Genomic DNA, 18795 nt, shown 5'->3' on the forward strand with positions numbered 1-18795 from the left:
GCTCAACTTTTTCCAGACAGCCTTTTCCATTTTCGCATTATGACGTTTTTTGATTCGCTATAGACACTGTGGGGACGCCCCTTAGGGTGTCTTTTACCGGGCAGACACGTTCAACGTGTTCAATCAAAGCTTGGACGTTTTTTGGATCGGAAGGAGAGTCGATATCAATATGGTAACGAATTTCTAAGAATCCAGGCCGAACGTCCGCTTTCTCCATAAAGCCATCGGGATCTAAATCTCCTTCTACGTGTACTTGAACTCCTTTCAGTTCGACCCCGTGATGGCTGGCAAACAGAGAAATCAGTACATTGATGCAACCGCCTAGTGCGGCTAGGACCAACTCTACGGGATTCGGCCCCTGATCGGTGCCTCCCAAGGCTGGGGGTTCGTCAATGATGACTTGTTTGCCGTTAATGTCAGCCACCGAGCGTACTCCTTCGCCAGACCATTTGACATCAGAGGAAAAGGTAAGCTTAGGCATAAAAAACCTCCTGATAAATAGGAATAATAGATAAATTAAGAATAATCCATAAATCCCTATTTGACAAGTAAGAATTTAACGAAAACGGAGGTGACGGACAGAAGAATGGATGCGGTAATGATAGGATTGCCGCCTGGAAGCACTGTTTCGGGTTGATCAATTCTTATTGTGTACTTCTTATCATAAAAAACTATGTTCTAAATAATCAAATAAAACAAATAGAAAAATTTTCAATAATGCGATAAAATAAAACTGCTCTGCCACATGATGAATCTAATCACAGGAGGGGAGAGACCGACCATGCGGGAAATAGCCCTCGGCCTTGCCGCCTCGTTCTTTTTTGCCGTTACGTTCATCCTATTTCGCGCAGGAGACTCCCACTTCAACGACCAAAGGGAGTAAGTGGGAGAGGAATGCGCGTTCCCCCTTTCTTTTGTGTATGATCGAATAAAGGCGTGGAGAAAACCGTTCAATAAAGGCACTCCAATAGCTGTTGCTCGATGTATGGAGTTGGTTGCAGGAAACGTTGCAACCGCAAAACATCGAGCGTAGGTCCGTCTGTTGTGTGTGGAAGCTAAGTACTGCCAACAGACACACCGAGAGAATCGGTAACGATGCAGGCATGACCTGCGTCGTTGGGCAGTTGTCAACCTGCCCCTGATGCAACCCCAAGTCAAGGAAGGAGGACAAAGTCCGCTCGCACTTCTGGGGAGTTGCAAGCCCCCACTTCAAGCGTTCGCGAAGTAGGGGTAGTTGACATTGAACCGGTCTATGGAGCTAGCTGGCGGAAGTTGGACGTGGAGCTCGTCACTTCGTTTTTTCTTTATGGTTCCGTTGCTGTTTGCCATTCTTCTGGCACGCCGCAATCTCAGTCCGGTTTGACGCGACATGAAGAGCCATCCATGGACATGGGTCGTCTGGGGGACGGTCGGTTTCGGTCTGTTTTACGCGCCGCTCACGTACGCCGCTGCGTACGGCCCAGGATGGCTTGTAGCCGGCACATGGCAGTGCACGATCGTCGCCGGCGTCCTGCTTAGCCCGCTGTTTACAGAACAAATTGAAACGCAAAACGAAACTGTGTCCGTGCGCCGCCCGATTGAAAAACAGGCGCTCTTCATTTCATTTTTTATTTTGCTCGGCGTCGCGCTCGTTCAGTTCCAGCAAGCAGGCCATCTCACGTGGAAAGAAATCGCGTTGGGGATCTTTCCTGTGCTCATCGCCGCCTTTGCTTACCCGCTGGGCAACCGAAAAATGATCGAGCATTGTGCCGGACGGCTTGACGCGTTTCAACGCGTATTCGGGATGACGATCGCCAGCTTGCCGTTTTGGTTTGTGGTGGCGCTGATTGGATGGGCGACAGCCGGGGTTCCTTCGGCTGGGCAAACGGCGCAGTCGCTCATTGTCGCTATCAGCTCGGGCGTTATCGCGACGACGCTTTTTTTCATCGCCACGGACCGGGCGAAAGGAAATGAGCGAAAGCTCGCTGCTGTGGAAGCGACGCAATCCGGGGAAGTGATTTTTGCCGTTATCGGTGAAGTGTGGTTATTATCGGCTCCGTTTCCGAACGGCTGGGCGTTTGTCGGTTTGGCGGTCATTGTGGCGGGGATTTGCTGGCATAGTTTTGAGTCTGTGAGAATGGCGAAACGGCCGGTTTCGGCTGTTTCGAAGGCCCAGCCTTCGTATCGGGTGGAGGGAGAGCGGTGAAAACGAGCATCTACGCGCTGCTGGCCTGCCATGCGGCTGTGATTTATCTCTGGATTAGCGACTGGGACGTGCTTATGACGCCCGTGGGTCTTGTCGTATGGGGCGGAGGGGTTGCTGTCAGCCTCACCATCCTTCACTTTCGCCCCCGTATTCATCCCAAGCTGCGGTCTATGCTAACAACGATGACGGCGGCGTCGATGCTTGCCGCCGTCTGTTCATTGATCATCGAATGGGCGGTGCGCTCGATGCCGTAGGAACAATTGGTCAGTCGTTGCGGCCGTCAGCGGCCCGGAAGGCTTCTGGAGCGATCCGGCGGCCGACGGCATACATGATCGGCGCACCGATGGCCATGACGACCAACTCGCTGATGGCCGTCGTCAGCCATGTGAGCCAAAACGGAAAGCCGAGCGCCAGTTTCAATTCGAAGGCGATAATGGCCATAGTCACAGTAAATGACAGCGTATTGACGGTCATGCGCGCCCAAACGTTTCGGACATACCGCATAGAGACGATCGTGATGAGCAGCGCCAACACCGACTGGCCGACGCCAAATACGAGGTCATACGCGACGATCGGCGAGAAAAACCAGTTGGCGAAAAAGACGCCAAGCACAATGCCGATGGCGTATGTTTTGCGGAACACGACCAAGTGATTCAATATTTCTGACACGCGAAACTGAATATTCGTAAAGCCAAACGGCTGAATGAGCGCCGTCACCGCGATATACACGGCGGCGATCAAGCCATTTGCCGCTATGATCCGAATGTTCATAACGTCCTCTCCTCGCATTGATGATAATATGATTGTAGCACGACAAACGAATGAACGAAAGGAAGTGAATCTCGTTGACCTTGACGGATCAACAAGCAACAAGCCGGCGGCGATCGGTTTGGGAAGTCGGAAAAACAGCGCTTCTCCTCGGTTTAACGTCATTTGGTGGTCCGGTCGCTCATCTCGGCTATTTTTACGAAGAGTACGTCAAACGAAAAAAATGGATTGACGAGAAAACGTATGCCGATTTGGTCGCTTTATGCCAATTCCTCCCTGGTCCAGCGAGCAGCCAAGTCGGCATCGGCATCGGATTTATGCGCGCCGGCGTTTGGGGGCGTTGGCAGCTTGGCTTGGTTTTACGCTGCCGTCAGCGGTCGCCCTCAGCCTGGTTGCTGTTTGGCTGCAACACCATTCTTGGGGTGACGCCGGCTGGATGCACGGCTTGCTGTTGGCGGCCGTGGCGGTCGTGGCACAAGCCGTATGGGAGATGGCGCGCAAATTCGCCTCTAGCCGCCTCGAGGCAACGGTCGCCATCATAGCGGCGGCCGCCGTGCTTCTTGCGCCGGGCGCGTGGAGCCAAGTCGCCGTCATCGCCGCAGCAGGAGGCATTGGCGCTTTTGGATTGCGAAGAAAAAACGTCTCTCTTTCCACATCTGCAGCAGGCATTCCGCCTTTTATTCGCCGTTCCACTGGTGCAACGCTGCTTTTGCTGTTTGCTGTGCTGCTTGTCGCGCTGCCGCTTGTTCGCGCTTGGGTTTCTTCACCGCTTTGGGCGCTGTTTGACAGCTTTTACCGCGCCGGGGCGCTCGTGTTTGGCGGCGGGCATGTCGTGCTGCCGCTTTTGGAAGCGGAAGTGGTGCCGCAAGGATGGATCACCGCCAGCCAGTTTTTAGCCGGCTACAGCGCCGCCCAGGCTGTTCCCGGACCGCTCTTTACCTTTGCCGCCTATATTGGGATGGCCAGCTTTGGCTGGAAAGGGGCGCTCGTTGCCACCATCGCCATTTTCCTTCCCTCGTTTTTGCTTGTGCTCGGCGCGTTTCCGTTTTGGCACTGGCTTCGCCATCAGCCGCGCTTCCAAGCGGCGCTTGTCAGCATGAACGCCGCTGTCGTCGGGATTTTGCTCGCGGCGCTGTACGATCCGATTTGGACGAAAGCGGTGAAGGGACCGGCCGATTTGGCGCTTTCCCTTGGGGCTTTTCTTCTTGTTGTGTGGAAGTGGCCAGCATGGGCGTTCGTCCTTGTTTCGTTCGTCGGCGGATGGCTGCGCGCTTGGCTCGGCTGATCGCCCGAAGCACCATGATGGCGGCTTTTCATGATCGTCCGAAAATGGACAACGACGTGTTTGGCTTTGCCGTTGCAATAGCCGGCAGATGCAAATAGATGGCTTGATCAAATGGTTTTCGTTTGCGTGAAAGCGATACCGAGGCGGCAGAAACAAAAGAGCGCCGGCATGGCATAGGGCTGTGCGCTGAAAGGAAAGCTTGCCGCCTGATCCGCAGGCGTATATAGGCAAAAGGAGGGGGAGCCGATGAAGTGGGTATGGATGCTGCTCGCTCTAACGGCCGGGATGGCTGTCTCCGTACAGGCAGGAGTGAACGGCGGCCTCGGCAAGCGGATTGGTGTGTTGGAAGGGGCGTTCGTGTCGTTTTTAATCGGAACGATCGTCTTATTTTTAGTGCAATTGTTTTTTCGGAAAAGGAGAATTGCTGGCCATGTTTTCTGTGCCGAAATGGCAGCTGACGGGCGGCATTCTCGGCGCTTTTTATGTGTTTGTCATGGTGCTGATCGTTCCGAAAGTCGGCGTCGCCAACTCTCTGGCAGCCGTGATCGCCGGCCAGCTCGTCATGAGCTCGATCATTGATCACTTCGGGTTATTCGGGGGACAGCGCATTCCGTTTGACATGACGCGCCTCGTTGCTATAGCCTGTTTGTTTTTGGCGCTTTGGCTTTTTTTCCGCAAATGAACAACAGGACTGGCCAAGTTGGTTTAGTTTTCCGTGATCCGCTCATACTAACAACAGCATGATCGACTTGAAAGGAAGCGGATCAAAGTGAAACAGGCATGGCGCATTTATATGAGCGATTTGAAACATCTCACGACCAACTGGGCCGCATCCATATTGGCTCTCGGTCTGATCGTTCTTCCATCGCTTTACGCTTGGATCAATGTAGAGGCTTCGATTGACCCTTATGCCCATACAGAGGATTTACCGGTCGGCGTCGTGAACGAAGACCGAGGGGCGGAGTTGACCGGTCACCGGTTTCACGCCGGCGATGAGATCGTCAAGACCTTAAAAAACAACCACCAGTTGGGATGGCGATTTGTCACGCGGAAAAAAGGAATGGAAGGCGTTCGGAGGGGAGACTACTTTGCGACGATCGTCATTCCGGCTGATTTCTCGGCTAAATTAGCCACTGTAGTGCAGAAACGTCCGAAAAGGGCGGTTATTTACACTATTATGAAAACGACAAACGGAACGCCATCGCTCCCAAAATCACGGAGCGCGGAGCAAGTACATTGTCAGCGCGAGTCAGCGATGAGTTTGTGAGGGTGGTCAATACCGCATTGTTTTCCTTGTTCCACCAAGCGGGAGTGACGCTCGAACAGCAGCTTCCCACCATTCGCCGCGTTGAAGCGTTTGTGTTTCGTTTGGAAAACGAATTGCCAACGATTCAACGACAATTGAAAGCCCTAGATCGCGATGTGGGAGAGGCAAGATCACTAGTTCGTACAGGCCGCGAGCTTCTGCCGGCTGCCAGAGCAACGGTGCGGCGCGGTTTAGAATGGACAGGCCGCGTTGAGAAGTTGTTCATGCAAGTCAATGCTTCATCGCACTTATGGGAAAAGCCGGTGGAAATGGCGGTTCATGCGCTCTATTCCTTTGCAGAGCAGACGCCACAGTCCCTCGATACACCGGAAAAGCAAGCGCGTTGGGCGGCTCTCATCCAACAGGCGGCAACAGACGCGAGCCCATTGGTTCAGCAATTGCGCCGAACGTTGAGAACATGGGAGGGGACGATTGATTCCTCTTCGCTTCAACCTGTGCAGCGCACCATCAGCCGTATCGAGCAGACGCTAGCGTCTATTCAAGAAACAGCGGCGCTAGTGAAACAACATCCAACAGGCGTCGAAGGGAAGATCACTCACCTGCGTGAACAAATGGCCTTATTGGACGCACAGGCGCAGCAACTTGATCAAGCATATCGCCAACGGCTGCTGCCTATGCTGCGGGCAAAATGGAATCAAACAGGGGAACAGGTGCGACAAGCGAAACAAACGCTTCTTCGCATGGATCAAGCGTTAAATGAGGCAGAGCAATGGTTGTCAAACACAGATCATGATTTAGCGGCCGCGCAACAAGCGCTAAAGACCGCACAGGCTCAATATCCATTTCTCTCCCGCCAGGTCCGCGAGCTGGCCGCCTTCCTATCGAAAATCAAAAGAGAAACCAACATCGACGAACTGATTCGCTTGTTGAAACAAGATCCACAGGCGAAAGGCGCCTTTTTGGCCCACCCGGTTGACGTCAAAACGTTCCGCCTTTTCCCGCTGCCGAACTATGGTTCGGGCATGAATCCATTTTACACGGTGCTGGCCATATGGGTAGGATGTTTGTTGCTTGTTTCCGTCTTGTCGACCGATCCTTCTTCGTTTTCGGAAGCGAATGAGCGGGAACGATATGCCGGACGGTTGTTGACCTTTTGGACGCTGAATGCTTTGCAGGCGATGGTCGTGACGGCTGGAGCGGCTTTCATCTTGCCGAATATTTTCGTCCGTGAGCCGGGATGGTTCATGACGTTCGGCCTTTTGTGCAGCTTTGTCTTTATGGCGGTGGTTTTTTCGCTTGTTTCCTTGTTCGGCAATGTGGGAAAAGCGATGGCGATTGTGTTGCTCGTCTTGCAAATTGCCGGAGCGGGAGGCACGTATCCGATTGAGCTGATTCCTCCGTTCTTTCAGCAATTAAACCCTTGGTTGCCGTTTACCTATGCCATTGACATCATGCGCGAGGCGGTCGGCGGGATCGTATGGGAACGTGTTGAGCATGACGTCAAGCGGCTTCTCTTGTTTGCCGTTGCCGCCCTTTTGGCCGGGCTTGTGTTGAAAGGCCCGTTAAGCCCGTGGATGCGCGTGCTGAAAGAGAAAGCCGCTCTAAGCGGGTTGTTTCATTGAAACATTTTCTCTATTTTCTTTTGGAAGCATCTGCTACAATAAGGACGAGAGCGTTGCTTCCTGTTCAATGGCCCCGTAGGATGCATGCTTCTCGTTTTGCGAGATGAGTGAACCAATGGCGGGGAAAAGGGGAGAGAATTGTGTCGATCCGTCGACTGCTTGGTGTTGCGTTCCTTTTTTTGGCGATTTCGATGTTTATCGAGCAAATGTGGTGGGTCGGGGGAATTTGCCTCTTGATTGGAATTGGAATGACGGGGAAGTGGAGGAAAAAGAAGCATATATGGTAATGATCGAGAGCGATAAGCTCAGACAGCACGATGAGCAGTTGATGATAAAAGCAGAACAGTTTATCATGGCCAGCTATCGGGAGCTTGGGAAAAGTGAGCAAGAAATAAAGCGGCGGGTGAATGAAATCCGTCGGGAAGTGGAACAAACCGGAACATACCGCCATACGTATGAAGAGATCAGCTACGGGGCGAAGATGGCTTGGCGCCACAGCAACCGCTGCATCGGCCGCTTGTTTTGGCAATCGCTCCATGTCATCGATGCGAGAGAGGCGGTTACCGTAGACGAGGTTTTTTCTTATCTATTCCATCATATTGAGTTTGCGACCAATGGCGGGAAAATCCGGCCGACGATCACGATCTTCCGTCCCAATGGGGAAGTGCGCATTTGGAATCATCAACTGATTCGTTATGCCGGTTATGAAACCGAAGAAGGGATCATTGGCGACTCCTCCTCCCTCACGTTCACCCGCGCCTGTGAACAGCTTGGGTGGAAGGGGAGAAAACGCCTTTTGACGTGTTGCCCTTGGTGATCCAGGTAGGCGGCCAGAAGCCTGTTTGGACGCCGATCCCTAAAGAATTGGTGCTTGAGGTGCCGATTGAACATCCGGCGTTTCCGTGGTTTCGCGATCTGCAGGTAAAATGGTACGCGGTCCCGATTATTTCCGATATGTGCCTCGAAATCGGCGGCATTCGTTATATGGCAGCACCGTTTAACGGGTGGTACATGGGTACGGAGATTGGAGCCCGCAACTTGGCGGACGACTATCGCTACAACATGCTTCCAAAAGTGGCCTCTTGCATGGGGCTTGACACCACCTCCAACGCATCATTATGGAAAGACAAGGCGTTGGTCGAATTGAATATCGCGGTTTTGTATTCCTACAAAAAGGCGGGCGTCAGCATCGTGGACCATCATACCGCCGCGCGCCAATTTCAGTTGTTTGAACAGCAAGAGAAAGCAGCCGGCCGCCATGTCACCGGCGATTGGACATGGCTGATTCCGCCTCTTTCTCCGGCGACAACCCACATTTTTCATCGGTCGTATGACAACGCGATGATGCTGCCCAACTTTTTCTATCAGGACCGTCCATACGAACCACAAAGGGGAGGGGAACAATGACCGTCATCATCCGCATGCGCGATGTGTCATGGGCAAGAGGAGAGCGCACGATTTTGCGCGATATAAACTGGGAAGTAAAAGAAGGCGAGCAATGGGCGATTCTTGGACTAAACGGCTCCGGGAAAACATCGCTTCTCAATATCGTCACTGGCTATCAGTACCCGACGCGCGGTGAGGTCGAGGTGTTGAGGTATCGGTTTGGGCAAGCGAGTTTGCCGGAGATGCGCCGGCACATCGGATTTGTCAGCAGCGCGCTCGATCAGTTTCACGACACGCTGCAAACCGAGACGGTTGAAGATGTCATCATCAGCGGCAAGTTTGCGACGATTGGCCTGTATGATGCGGTAACCCGCGAGGACCGGGATCAAGCGGAGGCATTGATGGAATCGTTCCGCCTGCAAGCGGTGAAAGGGAAGCGATACGCGACGCTGTCGCAGGGGGAAAAACGGAAAACGTTGATCGCCCGAGCGTTGATGGCGAATCCGAAGCTGCTCATTTTGGACGAGCCGACGGTCGGCCTTGACTTATTGGCCCGCGAAGAAATTTTAGCATTGATCGGACAGATCGTCACTCAGCCGTGCCATCTCTTATACGTCACCCATTATATCGAAGAAATCGTCGACTCCATTACCCATGTCTTGCTTTTGCAAGACGGGCGCATCCTTGCGGCTGGCCAAAAAGAGGAAGTGTTAACCGACGAGCGGCTTTCAGAAGCGTTTCGCCTTCCGATCCGCGTTCATTGGGAAGATGGCCGGCCGTGGGTGTCGATTGGACGTTGAAGACAGATGGACTACCGGCTCCCTAAGGTACGAAAACCATACCGGGAGCCCTTCCAACCGTAAAAACGCGCAAAAGCATGTCACAACCATCTAGCCGCCTGCACGATAATCCAGTTTTTCCTTGCCGGAAGAGCCGATGGAAAGATGGACGGAAATGTTTCGAATGGTATTCGTTTTCAATGGGATGATGCCGTTTTGTTCCCATTGTCTCCATTTATGAACGTTGCTGCGGTATAATTGGTCTGATACATTCAGCACGTCAATGTTTCGATTGACTCCCCATTCATAGGCTTGTTGGATTTCCTGTTTCACCGTTCGCGCCGTCAGCTTAGCCAGCTGTTCTCTTGACAGCGGCCGGCGCAGCTCGATCAGACTTCCTTGAGCTTGGATGGTCAACTGAAACGCAGGACCATCTTTGGTCGAAAGGACCGACCATTTCGCTTTTGGATGACGAACGACAAGAGAGGCAACCGTTTGCCGTCCTTCTTTCACGTAAATGGGCGTTCGGATCACATCCCGTTCTGTCCAACGAACGCCTAACAGCTTCTCACGGTCCGTGCATTGTTGTAGTTCGTAATCATGCAAAAAGCACACACCGCTAAGGGACAGCATTTTCTTTTTTTTCGTATCTTCTGTCCAACTAGCAGGGTCAAGGGTAATATACGGAATTCGAAGCGTTGCGCTACGTTCATCACTGATCGCAATCAGACGGTTAAATCGAAGCGGGCGAATAAAGGAGCTTTGCCTGAATAGTTCTTCAGGATTCGCCAGCATGGAAAAGTACGAAGAAGCATGCAATAATGGAGTCGCTTGAAACAAATCGCTCAAAGGAGCGTCGGTCGCGTAAACCCAAATGGTGTGGCGGATCTCATGATACCTCGTTAATAAATCGATGACTCCTCGCACCACTTCCTTTTTCAGCGCCCGTTTCGTAAACACGATGCTTTTGACGTGTCCCCACGAGACCATTTGCTGGATGGACGTGTAAAGTTCATGCGCGGCGATTTCGGGTGTTTCTCCTGCTGACCGTCCAATGACCACGGTTTCGGTCTGCCTTCCTCCGCCATACTCTGCTTTTGCCAATCCGCTGAAGTTGATGAGCTGTACGTACAAGACGAATTGGCGATGATCATAGTCAATGCCGATTGAGTGAATATAGACGATTTGGTCAATATTCCGGTTTCCCCAACAGCCGCTGAGCAACAACATCATCAGCCCCACGGCAACAAGACGGAGGTACATAGGAAATGGTCCTCCTCCCATTTTCACATTGATCCATTTTATCATTTTGAACCAAGAAGGTCCCCAACTTCCATGAATGAGCGTAAGTGGGAGAAAGATGATCGGGATGAGCCCCCGCCTAGAATATCCTGTTAGGAAAGGCTGGATTTGCTGTCTTTGAGAGTAAAACAGCCTAACCGTAGAACGCATGGGGATGGCTAGGCTGGCAAATAGTCGTGGGGCAAGTGTATCCAACACTCTTCCACCTTTGCGCCTTTGTATTAGATGGGAGAGCGTTTCATTTCCTAGCGGCTCAAAAGGCTCAGTTAACAGGCGGAAGATGGATGCCATCCGCCTCTTGGCGGCTGTCAGCTGGCGTCACTTCGATCACCGGCGGCCGACCGTTTTCAAAACCGCGGGCGATGTCGCGAATCGGGCTCATTTCATCAGGAACGCCGATCCCTGGGGTATAGCGCGGCAGGCTGGAAGCGGCGCCAGTTTCTTCCCAAGGCTCTCTCATGGATCAACACCTCCATGTTTTTAGTATGGCCATTGATGGAGACTGTATAAATGGAAATTACATCCTTTTCTGTCCACTTCTTCACGCACACCACTTGGTTTTCGCGGATGAGACGGGCGGACCGTTTGTGCAGGAAATCGTTCCGGCAGTTCGTGATTTTCTCATAAAGCTTGGCCACTCATCCTCCACTTACGTTCACGCGTGGATGTCAGGGTCTTCTCGGCGAGAGATAATAAAAATGTTTAAAATATTCTAAATGTGATGTATAATAAAAGAAAAAACATACTAACCGGTTGGTATATCATCTGTTGAAAACGGATTCAGAATCCAATCGAAAGGCGGGAAGATCATGAGGCTAAACGGAAAAGCGGCGATTGTCACCGGCGGCGCGAGCGGCATCGGCCGGGAGACGGCAATCCGCTTTGCGGAAGAAGGCGCCAAAGTGGCGGTGAGCGACATTAATGAGGAAGGAGGGGAAGAAACGGTCCGCCTGATTCGGGAAAAAGGAGGGGAGGCGATTTTTGTCCAGACGGATGTCGCCGATTCCAAGCAAGTGAGCCGCCTTGTCCAAACGGCGGTTGATGCCTTTGGCGGCCTCCATATTCTCTTCAACAATGCCGGCATCGGCCATTCGGAAGTGCGGAGCACCGACTTGTCTGAAGAAGAGTGGGACCGGGTCATTAACGTCAACTTAAAGGGCGTGTTTCTTGGCATCAAATACGCGGTGCCGGCACTGAAAGCATCCGGGGGTGGGGCGATTGTCAACACGGCCAGCCTGCTCGGGCTGAAGGGAAAAAAATATCAAGCCGCCTACAACGCATCAAAAGCAGGTGTCATTTTGTTAACTCAAAATGCCGCATTGGAATATGGGAAATTTAACATTCGCGTCAACGCCATTGCGCCGGGGGTCATTGATACGAACATCATCACGCCGTGGAAACAAGATGAGCGCAAATGGCCGATCATCTCGAAGGCGAACGCCCTCGGCCGCATCGGGACGCCAGAGGAAGTGGCAAACGCGGTGTTGTTTTTGGCGTCCGATGAAGCGTCGTTTATCACAGGCGCAACATTATCGGTTGACGGTGGCGGGCTGACGTTTTAGCGGCCGAAGTTTGAAAAAAGAAGGGCACGCCCTAACCGCTAGGCTAGCAACAGAAATGAGGGGAGAGGAAAACGATGCGTTTTTTGAATACCGTGGCCGTGGTCACAGGAGGAGGCAGCGGCATCGGCAAGGCGGCGGCTCTCCGTTTGGCGAAAGAAGGCGCCGCTGTCGTGCTTGTCGGCCGTACAGCAGCGAAACTGGAGGAGGCTGCAGAAGAAATCGCACGTCTCGGGACGCCGGGGGCGTTGACCGGTTTGCGGCGGATGTCACCGACCGCGAACAAGTGCAAGCATTGGCCGAGTATGTCCGACAGCGGTACGGCGACTTGCATGTGCTTGTCAATAACGCCGGTATCTCCACTCATGCGAGATGGCTTGAGTTGACGGAACAAGAGTGGGATGACGTCCAACGCATCAACCTCAAAAGCGTGTTTCTTGTGTCGCAGGCGTTCGCTTCGCTGATGATCGAAGGGGCAAAACGCGAGCGCGCCAATCGGTCGATTGTGAACGTAGCGTCATTGTCCGGCCATCAGGCCGGGGCGGAAATTCCGCACTACAGCGCGGCGAAAGCAGGGGTCATCAACTTGACTAAATCGCTCGCTTTGGAGCTGGCGCCGTATGGCATCCGCGTCAATTCCGTCTCGCCCGGTTTTGTCGAGACGCCGCTTACCGAGCGCGGACTGCAAAACGAGCGATTTGTGAAAGCCATCGAGCGCAACACTGCCTTGGGCCGAGTCGGGACGCCTGAGGAAATTGCGAACGTCATTGCGTTTCTTGCCTCCTCGGAAGCGTCGTACATGACCGGCTCTGATGTGTTGGTCGATGGCGGATGGCTCATCAAATGAAACGGAAAAGTTCAAAATGGAAAAGGAGAGGAAAGGAATATGGAAACCTCGCATTTGCTTGTGGAACAATCCGGTTCTGTATTATGGTTGACGCTGAATCGCCCGGAGCGGCTCAATGCCTTCAGCCCGGAGATGATTGCCGGACTGACGGATGAAATCGAACGCGCCGCGGCGGATGATGCCGTCCGCGCCATCGTCTTATCCGGCGCTGGGCGGGCGTTTTGCGCCGGCGGGGATGTAAAAACGATGGGGCAATCAAGCGCCTCGCAGGCGTATGAGCATATCGGCCGACTGAATCGGCTCATTCTGACTATGCAACGATGCGAAAAACCGATCATGGCCGCGGTGCACGGATTCGCTGCCGGGGCGGGATTTAACCTCGCGCTGGCGTGTGATTTGATCATTGCGGCGGATGATGCGCAATTCATTTTAAGCTTTGCCAAAGTCGGCCTTGTCTCCGACGGTGGCGGGTCGTATTGGCTCCCGCGGCTTGTCGGTCCGCATTTGGCGAAACAGTTTTTCTTCACCGCCGATCCGATTCCAGCCCGTCGCCTGTATGAATTGGGCCTCCTAAGCGAGGTCGTCCCAGCTGAGAAACTGCGCGAGGCGACAGAATCGCTCGCCTCGAAGCTGGCGTGCGGGCCCACGAAAGCCATCGGAAAACAAAAACGGCTGATTGAGCACGCCCTGACCGCGACACTCGAGGAGATTCTCGAAGAAGAGCGTCTCGTTCAAGGGCTGATGGTGGAAACCGAAGACCATCGCGAAGGGGTGGCGGCGTTTAAAGAGAAACGGAGCCCGGTGTTCCAAGGAAAATAAGCGAGCGGCAGTGCCAAAAGAGCGCTGCGCCCTGTTTCTCCATCAGCGAGAAACGGGGCGTATTTTGTTTTCACTTCGCCTCAAATGAAACAGCCCCCTTTCCAAATGGGGAAAAGGGGTGGCTGGTCGGGGAACGGTGCGATCAAGCGTCAAAGCGCCCCTGCTTGATTCCGGATGGGTTCTGCGAGCAACTGATCCACGTCGTCGATCAACTCGTCAACATGATCATACGGCGCATCCAGCTGCAGCATTTTCCGCAAGATCCGACGAGCGTTTGGCGATAAATCGAGCTCTTCTTCCCAGCTTTTTTCCTCGTCACTGGTCGGTTCATAGGCAGAATACAATAAAAACAAGGTGAAGTGTCCAAGGGCATAGAAATCGCTTCGTGGATGCGGTTCGCGCCGCAGCCGCTTCTCAAGCGGGTCGTCATCGCGGAAATCCACCGGTTCGCCGATGCGGCAGGCCAAGCCGAAATCGATGATCGCCGCCGTTCCATCGCGCCAAATGATGTTCGGGATGCGCAAATCGCGGTGGACGATGCCGAAAGCATGGACGTGCCGGACGACCTCAAGCACCTTCTTTAACAATCGAAACGCCTCTTGTTCCGTGTACTTGGCTTCCAGCTTGAAAATCTGGTCTTCCACCGTTTCTCCGTCGATATACTCCATCACGAGATGCGGCTGTCCGCGCTCCACAAACCGATCATACAGCCTCGGAATTTGCGGGTGGCGCAGGCGGGCGAGCACGTCAGCTTCGCGCTGAAGCAAGCGGCGGCCGTCTTCGCCTTTTGTCCGCCGCGCTTGTTTGATGACGACAAGACGGCCTGTCAGGTGATCGCGCCCTTTGTAGGCGATGCCGTAGCTTCCCATCCCAAGCTCTTCGATGATTTCATAGCGGCCCAAAAGCACCTTCCCGCCCCGATGCGGCCGATCAACCCAGCAGGAAACGAACGGATGGCGTTCAAAAAACCGTTTCATCAGCTGCCGAAAAAGCTTGAGAAGAAGCTGCCGCTATGATGTTTCTTTTTGTAGTGATGATGCCCGTACTGGGACGGGTGGTGGTGCGAATGATACGTCGGGTTGTAATAATGGTGGTCGCTGCTGCTGTAATGTTTATGGTAGTGCGACGGATGATGGGGATGGCCGAAAAGGGATTTTAGCCATTTTTTCAACATCGTGATCGCTCCTTTGCGATAGATTTATCTATATATACGAGGCAATGAGAGGGAGGTTTCAGATTCAAAGATGAAAAAGAAACCGCCAGGGGCATTAGCCCCCAGCGCCGTGCAGTAGTCTCATTCCTCTTTTTGGCTCAATGCCTGCTTGAGCAGCTCTCCTAAACTGACCCCAAACGATTCGTTCGACGCGCTGTATTTTTTGAGAAGCTCCCGTTCGCTTCCTTTTGCGGCGATGCGTTTGGTCTCGTCCGCTTTTTCGACAATATTGCACGGGCGGCATTGGAAATAAAGTCCTGCTTTTCCTTCATGCATTTCCATACGCCGGTGGCATTGCGGGCAACGGTGGTTCGACAGTTTCGGGTCGCGCCGGCGGCGGTAGCGGCACGCTAAGTTCGAGCAGACAAGCATCCGTCCGTCTTTCGTTTTCCGCTCTTTTAAAAGCGCACCGCATTCTGGGCATGTGAGATTCGTGAGGTTTGGCGCTTTGTATACCTGCTCGCTTTGCTTGATTTCGGCAACGAGTTGCTGCGTTTGCCGGCGGATGTTGGCCAAAAATTGTTGTGGATTTCCTTTTCCGCGGGCGATCGCCTCCAGCTCCCGCTCCCAGCAGGCGGTCAATTCCGGCGATTTCAGCTCTTTATTGACGAGCTCAATCAACTGTTTCCCTTTTTTCGTCGGATAAAACCGTCCGTCTTTTCGCTCGACCACTTCGGTTTCGACCAGCCGTTCGATGATGTCCGCCCTTGTCGCTGGCGTGCCGAGCCCGTATTTTTCCATTTGCGCGAGCAAGTCAGCTTCCGAATAACGGGCAGGCGGTTCGGTGAACGATTGTTCCCTCTCAAGCTGCACCGATGGGAGCGTCTGACCTTCTGCGAGGTGTGACAACGTCGGTTTGGCATCCGTTTCTTCTTTGCCGAGAACCGCTTTAAATCCGAAGTTCACAACCGCCGTCTCCTTGGCGACAAACATTTCGCCGCCGATGTCAAAGACAGCTGTCGTTGTTTCGGATTCATACGGCGGGAAAAACAGCGCCAAAAAGCGACGGGCGATGAGATCATACAGCTTGCGCTCATCAGTCGACAGCCTGCTAAGGTTGAGCCGCTCATCCGTTGGAACGATGGCGTGATGATCGGTCACTTTGTCATCGTTAAATACCCGCTTGGCTGCTTTGGCTTTGCCTTTGGCAAGGAGCGGAGCGATGACGTCCTCATAACCGGATTTCATCGCCAACAACCGCTCGGTCATCGTCGCTTCCATATCGCTTGGCAAATAACGCGAATCGGTGCGCGGGTACGTGACGAGTTTGTGTTGTTCATACAGCCGCTGCAACACCGAGAGCGTCTTTTTCGCCGAAAAGCCAAACCGCTTGTTCGCATCCCGCTGCAGTTCGGTTAAATCATACGGCAGCGGGGCGGGCTCGCTTTTTCGTTTCCGCTTGACGGACACGACGCGCGCCGGCTGACCGTCAAGGCGGGCGAGCAGCTGCTTCGCTTCGTCTTGGTCAAACAGACGATGTCCTCCATGCCGCTCCCATACGGCTGTGATGGACCCGATCTTGGCCCGAATTGTCCAATATGGCACGGGAACGAACGATTGGATCTCGCGTTCGCGCTCGATGATCATCGCGAGCGTTGGCGTCTGCACCCGCCCGGCGGAAAGCGGATCGTTGTATTTGGTTGTCAAGGCGCGCGAGACGTTTAACCCGATCAGCCAGTCGGCTTCGGCGCGGCAGACGGCCGATTGATACAGCCGGTCAAACTGCGCCCCGGGCTTGAGTTGGCGGAAGCCGTCGCGGATGGCGCGGTCGGTTTGCGAGGAGATCCATAGCCGCCAAATCGGCTTCGTCCAACCGATCATCTCTAAAATCCAGCGCGCCACCAGTTCCCCCTCGCGGCCCGCGTCGGTCGCGATGATGACATCTTTCACATCCGGCCGTTTCGCCAACCGTTCAATGGCGCGAAACTGGTGGCTCGTTTGCCGGATGACTTTCAACCCCATTTTCTTTGGGATGATCGGCAAGTCCTCCAGCCGCCATGTTTCATATTTCCGGTCGTAGTCTTCCGGCATCTTCAGCTCCACTAAATGGCCGAGCGCCCAGGTGACAATGTGCTGCTTTCCTTCAAAATAATGTTTATGCGCTTGCTTGCAGCCGAGCACGCGGGCGATGTCGCGAGCGACGCTCGGCTTTTCCGCTAACACGAGCGATTTCATCGATAAACCCCTTTCTGTCGTCTCTACATGAGCACAGTCTGCTTCTTAGTATAAAGGAAGAAGGAAAAAGACGCATCCGCCAAGGTTTGTCTCCTTGGCAGGACAAGACGCCTTGGCGCGGCGCAAAGCCGCATCTCCACACTTTCTGCACATTTGTCAAATAAAATAGTAAAATTGAAACGACACTCGGGCTTGATGGATGAGGAGAGGAATCCGTGCGAAAACTGTCATGGAAACTCGGAATGCTGTTTTTTGCCTTTGTCTTGGCCATTGAAATGGTGCTGTTCGTTTCCCTCTATGCTACGCTCGTCCATGCGCGCATCGAGGAAGAATTCGCGCAACTTCTGGCGCGGGGAAACAGCCACCGCAACGTCTTGGAGAAAAATAACGATCGAACGACATTGGCGCATGTTGTGATGATGGAATCGGAGGCGGAAACCGATGTCGCCATTACGGACGCCCGGCGCCGGATTGTATCGGCGTCTAGCGGCATTGTTCCGTTTGCCAAGCGCATCATTCCTTTAACGAACGGCCGCCATATTCCCCGCCGGGGAATGATGGTTGAAACCGACTGGAAGCGGGCGTCGCATATCGCTGCCGTCAGCCCGATTCAAATCAGGGGTGAAACAAGAGGATATGTGTATATGTTTCAAGACACCCGCTCGATCCGGACGATGGTGTATAAACTGAAGCATCATTTTATCGTCGTTGGCGTGCTGTCGGTGGCGATCACCGTGTTGACCATCGCCTTTTTCTCCCGCGCCATCACGATGCCGCTCCTTCGCATGAAACAGGCGACCGAGGCGCTCAGCCGGGGGATTTTTCCGTCCGCCTCGAGATGAAAGGCAACGACGAGCTGGCGCAACTCGGGAGAGCGATTCAAACGCTGGCCAACGATTTGGCGTATTTGAAACAAGAGCGGAGCGAATTTTTAGCGAGCATCTCTCATGAATTGCGCACGCCGCTGACGTATGTGAAAGGATACGCCGACATTGCTAGGCGTCCGCATCTGTCTGAGGAGCAACGGGCGAACTATATGGCGATCATTTACGAAGAAGCGGAAAAGATCGAAAAGATGGTCAAAGATTTGTTTGAATTAGCCAAACTGGAGCAACACTCGTTCCAGATTGAAAAGCAGCCGACGAATCTTTGTTCGTTTTTGACAAAATTGTGTGAAAAACTGCGCCCCGCGTTTCAGGAAAAATCGCTGTCGCTTGTGTGCCAGTGCCCTGGTTCGGTCATGGCCGCGATCGATCGGCAGCGGTTCGAGCAAGTGATGATCAACGTGCTTGACAATGCACGAAAGTACGCGTTTTCCGGCACGACGGTGGCCGTCGCCGTTCACCTTCAAAAGCAAGGAATCGTCATTGCCGTGTCCGATGAAGGAACCGGCATTCCGCCGGAAGATGTGCCCCGGATTTTCGAGCGGTTTTACCGGGTTGACAAATCGCGGTCGCGGACAAGCGGCGGGACCGGACTCGGTTTGGCGATTGCCAAAGAAATCGTCGAGGCGCACGGGGGAACGATCGCTGCTCGAAGCGAACAAGGAAAAGGAACGACCATCCTCATTACGCTGCCGGAGGGATAA

General features: G+C 53.5%; 15 protein-coding genes and 5 pseudogenes. 13 read left to right on the forward strand and 7 right to left on the reverse strand.

The window, feature by feature from the left end:
• Positions 1 to 37 precede the first annotated feature (37 nt).
• Positions 38 to 481 (reverse strand): OsmC family protein, encoded by a 444-nt coding sequence (locus tag A0V43_RS05645; RefSeq protein WP_011231160.1) that lies wholly within the window; start codon positions 479 to 481, stop codon positions 38 to 40.
• Between the two features lie 753 nt (positions 482 to 1234).
• On the opposite strand from A0V43_RS05645, the pseudogene A0V43_RS05650 reads away from it, so the two are divergent.
• Positions 1235 to 2185, forward strand: a pseudogene (locus tag A0V43_RS05650) (DMT family transporter).
• On the forward strand, positions 2182 to 2439 hold the full coding sequence (locus A0V43_RS05655; protein WP_013145362.1) for a hypothetical protein: 258 nt from the start codon (positions 2182 to 2184) through the stop codon (positions 2437 to 2439). Before A0V43_RS05650 ends, A0V43_RS05655 begins: the two are co-directional and overlap by 4 nt.
• Before the next feature lie 10 nt (positions 2440 to 2449).
• On the opposite strand, the gene A0V43_RS05660 is transcribed toward A0V43_RS05655, so the two are convergent.
• Entirely contained in the window at positions 2450 to 2956 is a 507-nt protein-coding gene (locus A0V43_RS05660; RefSeq protein WP_013145361.1) for a QueT transporter family protein, read from the reverse strand.
• Between the two features lie 74 nt (positions 2957 to 3030).
• On the opposite strand from A0V43_RS05660, the pseudogene chrA reads away from it, so the two are divergent.
• From chrA to A0V43_RS05685, 6 genes and pseudogenes are all read left to right on the forward strand, one after another.
• Positions 3031 to 4238 (forward strand): annotated as a pseudogene (gene chrA, locus A0V43_RS05665) (chromate efflux transporter).
• Positions 4239 to 4484: 246 nt separating this feature from the next.
• A pseudogene (locus A0V43_RS05670) lies at positions 4485 to 4920 on the forward strand (DMT family transporter).
• Positions 4921 to 5007: 87 nt separating this feature from the next.
• Complete coding sequence (locus tag A0V43_RS20290) at positions 5008 to 5505, forward strand: YhgE/Pip domain-containing protein (RefSeq protein WP_236930943.1); 498 nt, start codon at positions 5008 to 5010, stop codon at positions 5503 to 5505.
• Positions 5475 to 7127 (forward strand): YhgE/Pip family protein, encoded by a 1653-nt coding sequence (locus A0V43_RS05675; RefSeq protein WP_236930945.1) that lies wholly within the window; start codon positions 5475 to 5477, stop codon positions 7125 to 7127. The genes A0V43_RS20290 and A0V43_RS05675 overlap by 31 nt, the downstream gene beginning before the upstream one ends.
• Positions 7128 to 7407: 280 nt before the next feature.
• Positions 7408 to 8534 (forward strand): annotated as a pseudogene (locus A0V43_RS05680) (nitric oxide synthase oxygenase).
• Positions 8531 to 9313 (forward strand): ABC transporter ATP-binding protein, encoded by a 783-nt coding sequence (locus A0V43_RS05685; RefSeq protein ID WP_063192598.1) that lies wholly within the window; start codon positions 8531 to 8533, stop codon positions 9311 to 9313. Before A0V43_RS05680 ends, A0V43_RS05685 begins: the two are co-directional and overlap by 4 nt.
• A 90-nt stretch (positions 9314 to 9403) precedes the next feature.
• Here A0V43_RS05685 and A0V43_RS05690 read toward each other — a convergent pair whose 3' ends face one another.
• Entirely contained in the window at positions 9404 to 10555 is a 1152-nt protein-coding gene (locus A0V43_RS05690) for a Ger(x)C family spore germination protein (protein WP_063192599.1), read from the reverse strand.
• A 301-nt stretch (positions 10556 to 10856) separates the two neighbouring features.
• Positions 10857 to 11054, reverse strand: coding sequence for a hypothetical protein (locus tag A0V43_RS05695; RefSeq protein WP_020753944.1), 198 nt, complete (start codon positions 11052 to 11054; stop codon positions 10857 to 10859).
• Positions 11055 to 11403: 349 nt separating this feature from the next.
• Here A0V43_RS05695 and A0V43_RS05705 point away from each other — a divergent pair, with 349 nt between their 5' ends.
• From A0V43_RS05705 to A0V43_RS05715, 3 genes and pseudogenes are all read left to right on the forward strand, one after another.
• Entirely contained in the window at positions 11404 to 12156 is a 753-nt protein-coding gene (locus tag A0V43_RS05705; protein WP_063192601.1) for an SDR family NAD(P)-dependent oxidoreductase, read from the forward strand.
• Positions 12157 to 12230: 74 nt separating this feature from the next.
• Positions 12231 to 13000, forward strand: a pseudogene (locus A0V43_RS05710) (SDR family NAD(P)-dependent oxidoreductase).
• A gap of 39 nt (positions 13001 to 13039) precedes the next feature.
• Complete coding sequence (locus A0V43_RS05715) at positions 13040 to 13819, forward strand: enoyl-CoA hydratase/isomerase family protein (protein WP_063192602.1); 780 nt, start codon at positions 13040 to 13042, stop codon at positions 13817 to 13819.
• A gap of 149 nt (positions 13820 to 13968) precedes the next feature.
• On the opposite strand, the gene A0V43_RS05720 is transcribed toward A0V43_RS05715, so the two are convergent.
• The 3 genes from A0V43_RS05720 to A0V43_RS05730 all read right to left on the reverse strand — a co-directional run bounded on the left by A0V43_RS05720 (position 13969) and on the right by A0V43_RS05730 (position 17207).
• Positions 13969 to 14796, reverse strand: a complete 828-nt coding sequence (locus A0V43_RS05720) for a serine/threonine protein kinase (RefSeq protein WP_063192603.1) — start codon at positions 14794 to 14796, stop codon at positions 13969 to 13971.
• Positions 14796 to 14993 carry a hypothetical protein gene (locus A0V43_RS05725; RefSeq protein ID WP_011231182.1) on the reverse strand — a complete coding sequence of 66 codons (198 nt, stop codon included), beginning with the start codon at positions 14991 to 14993 and terminating at the stop codon, positions 14796 to 14798. Before A0V43_RS05725 ends, A0V43_RS05720 begins: the two co-directional genes overlap by 1 nt.
• A gap of 120 nt (positions 14994 to 15113) precedes the next feature.
• The gene (locus A0V43_RS05730) at positions 15114 to 17207 is read right to left on the reverse strand and encodes a DNA topoisomerase III (RefSeq protein WP_063192604.1); all 2094 of its coding nucleotides are present in this window, start codon (positions 17205 to 17207) and stop codon (positions 15114 to 15116) included.
• A 215-nt stretch (positions 17208 to 17422) separates the two neighbouring features.
• Between A0V43_RS05730 and A0V43_RS20985 the strand changes: the two genes are divergently transcribed.
• Both A0V43_RS20985 and A0V43_RS20990 read left to right on the forward strand, forming a co-directional pair.
• Positions 17423 to 18049, forward strand: a complete 627-nt coding sequence (locus A0V43_RS20985; RefSeq protein WP_442899710.1) for a hypothetical protein — start codon at positions 17423 to 17425, stop codon at positions 18047 to 18049.
• Complete coding sequence (locus tag A0V43_RS20990) at positions 18046 to 18795, forward strand: sensor histidine kinase (protein WP_442899711.1); 750 nt, start codon at positions 18046 to 18048, stop codon at positions 18793 to 18795. Before A0V43_RS20985 ends, A0V43_RS20990 begins: the two co-directional genes overlap by 4 nt.

The sequence above is a fragment of the Geobacillus sp. JS12 genome (genome assembly GCF_001592395.1).
Lineage (GTDB): Bacteria > Bacillota > Bacilli > Bacillales > Anoxybacillaceae > Geobacillus > Geobacillus zalihae.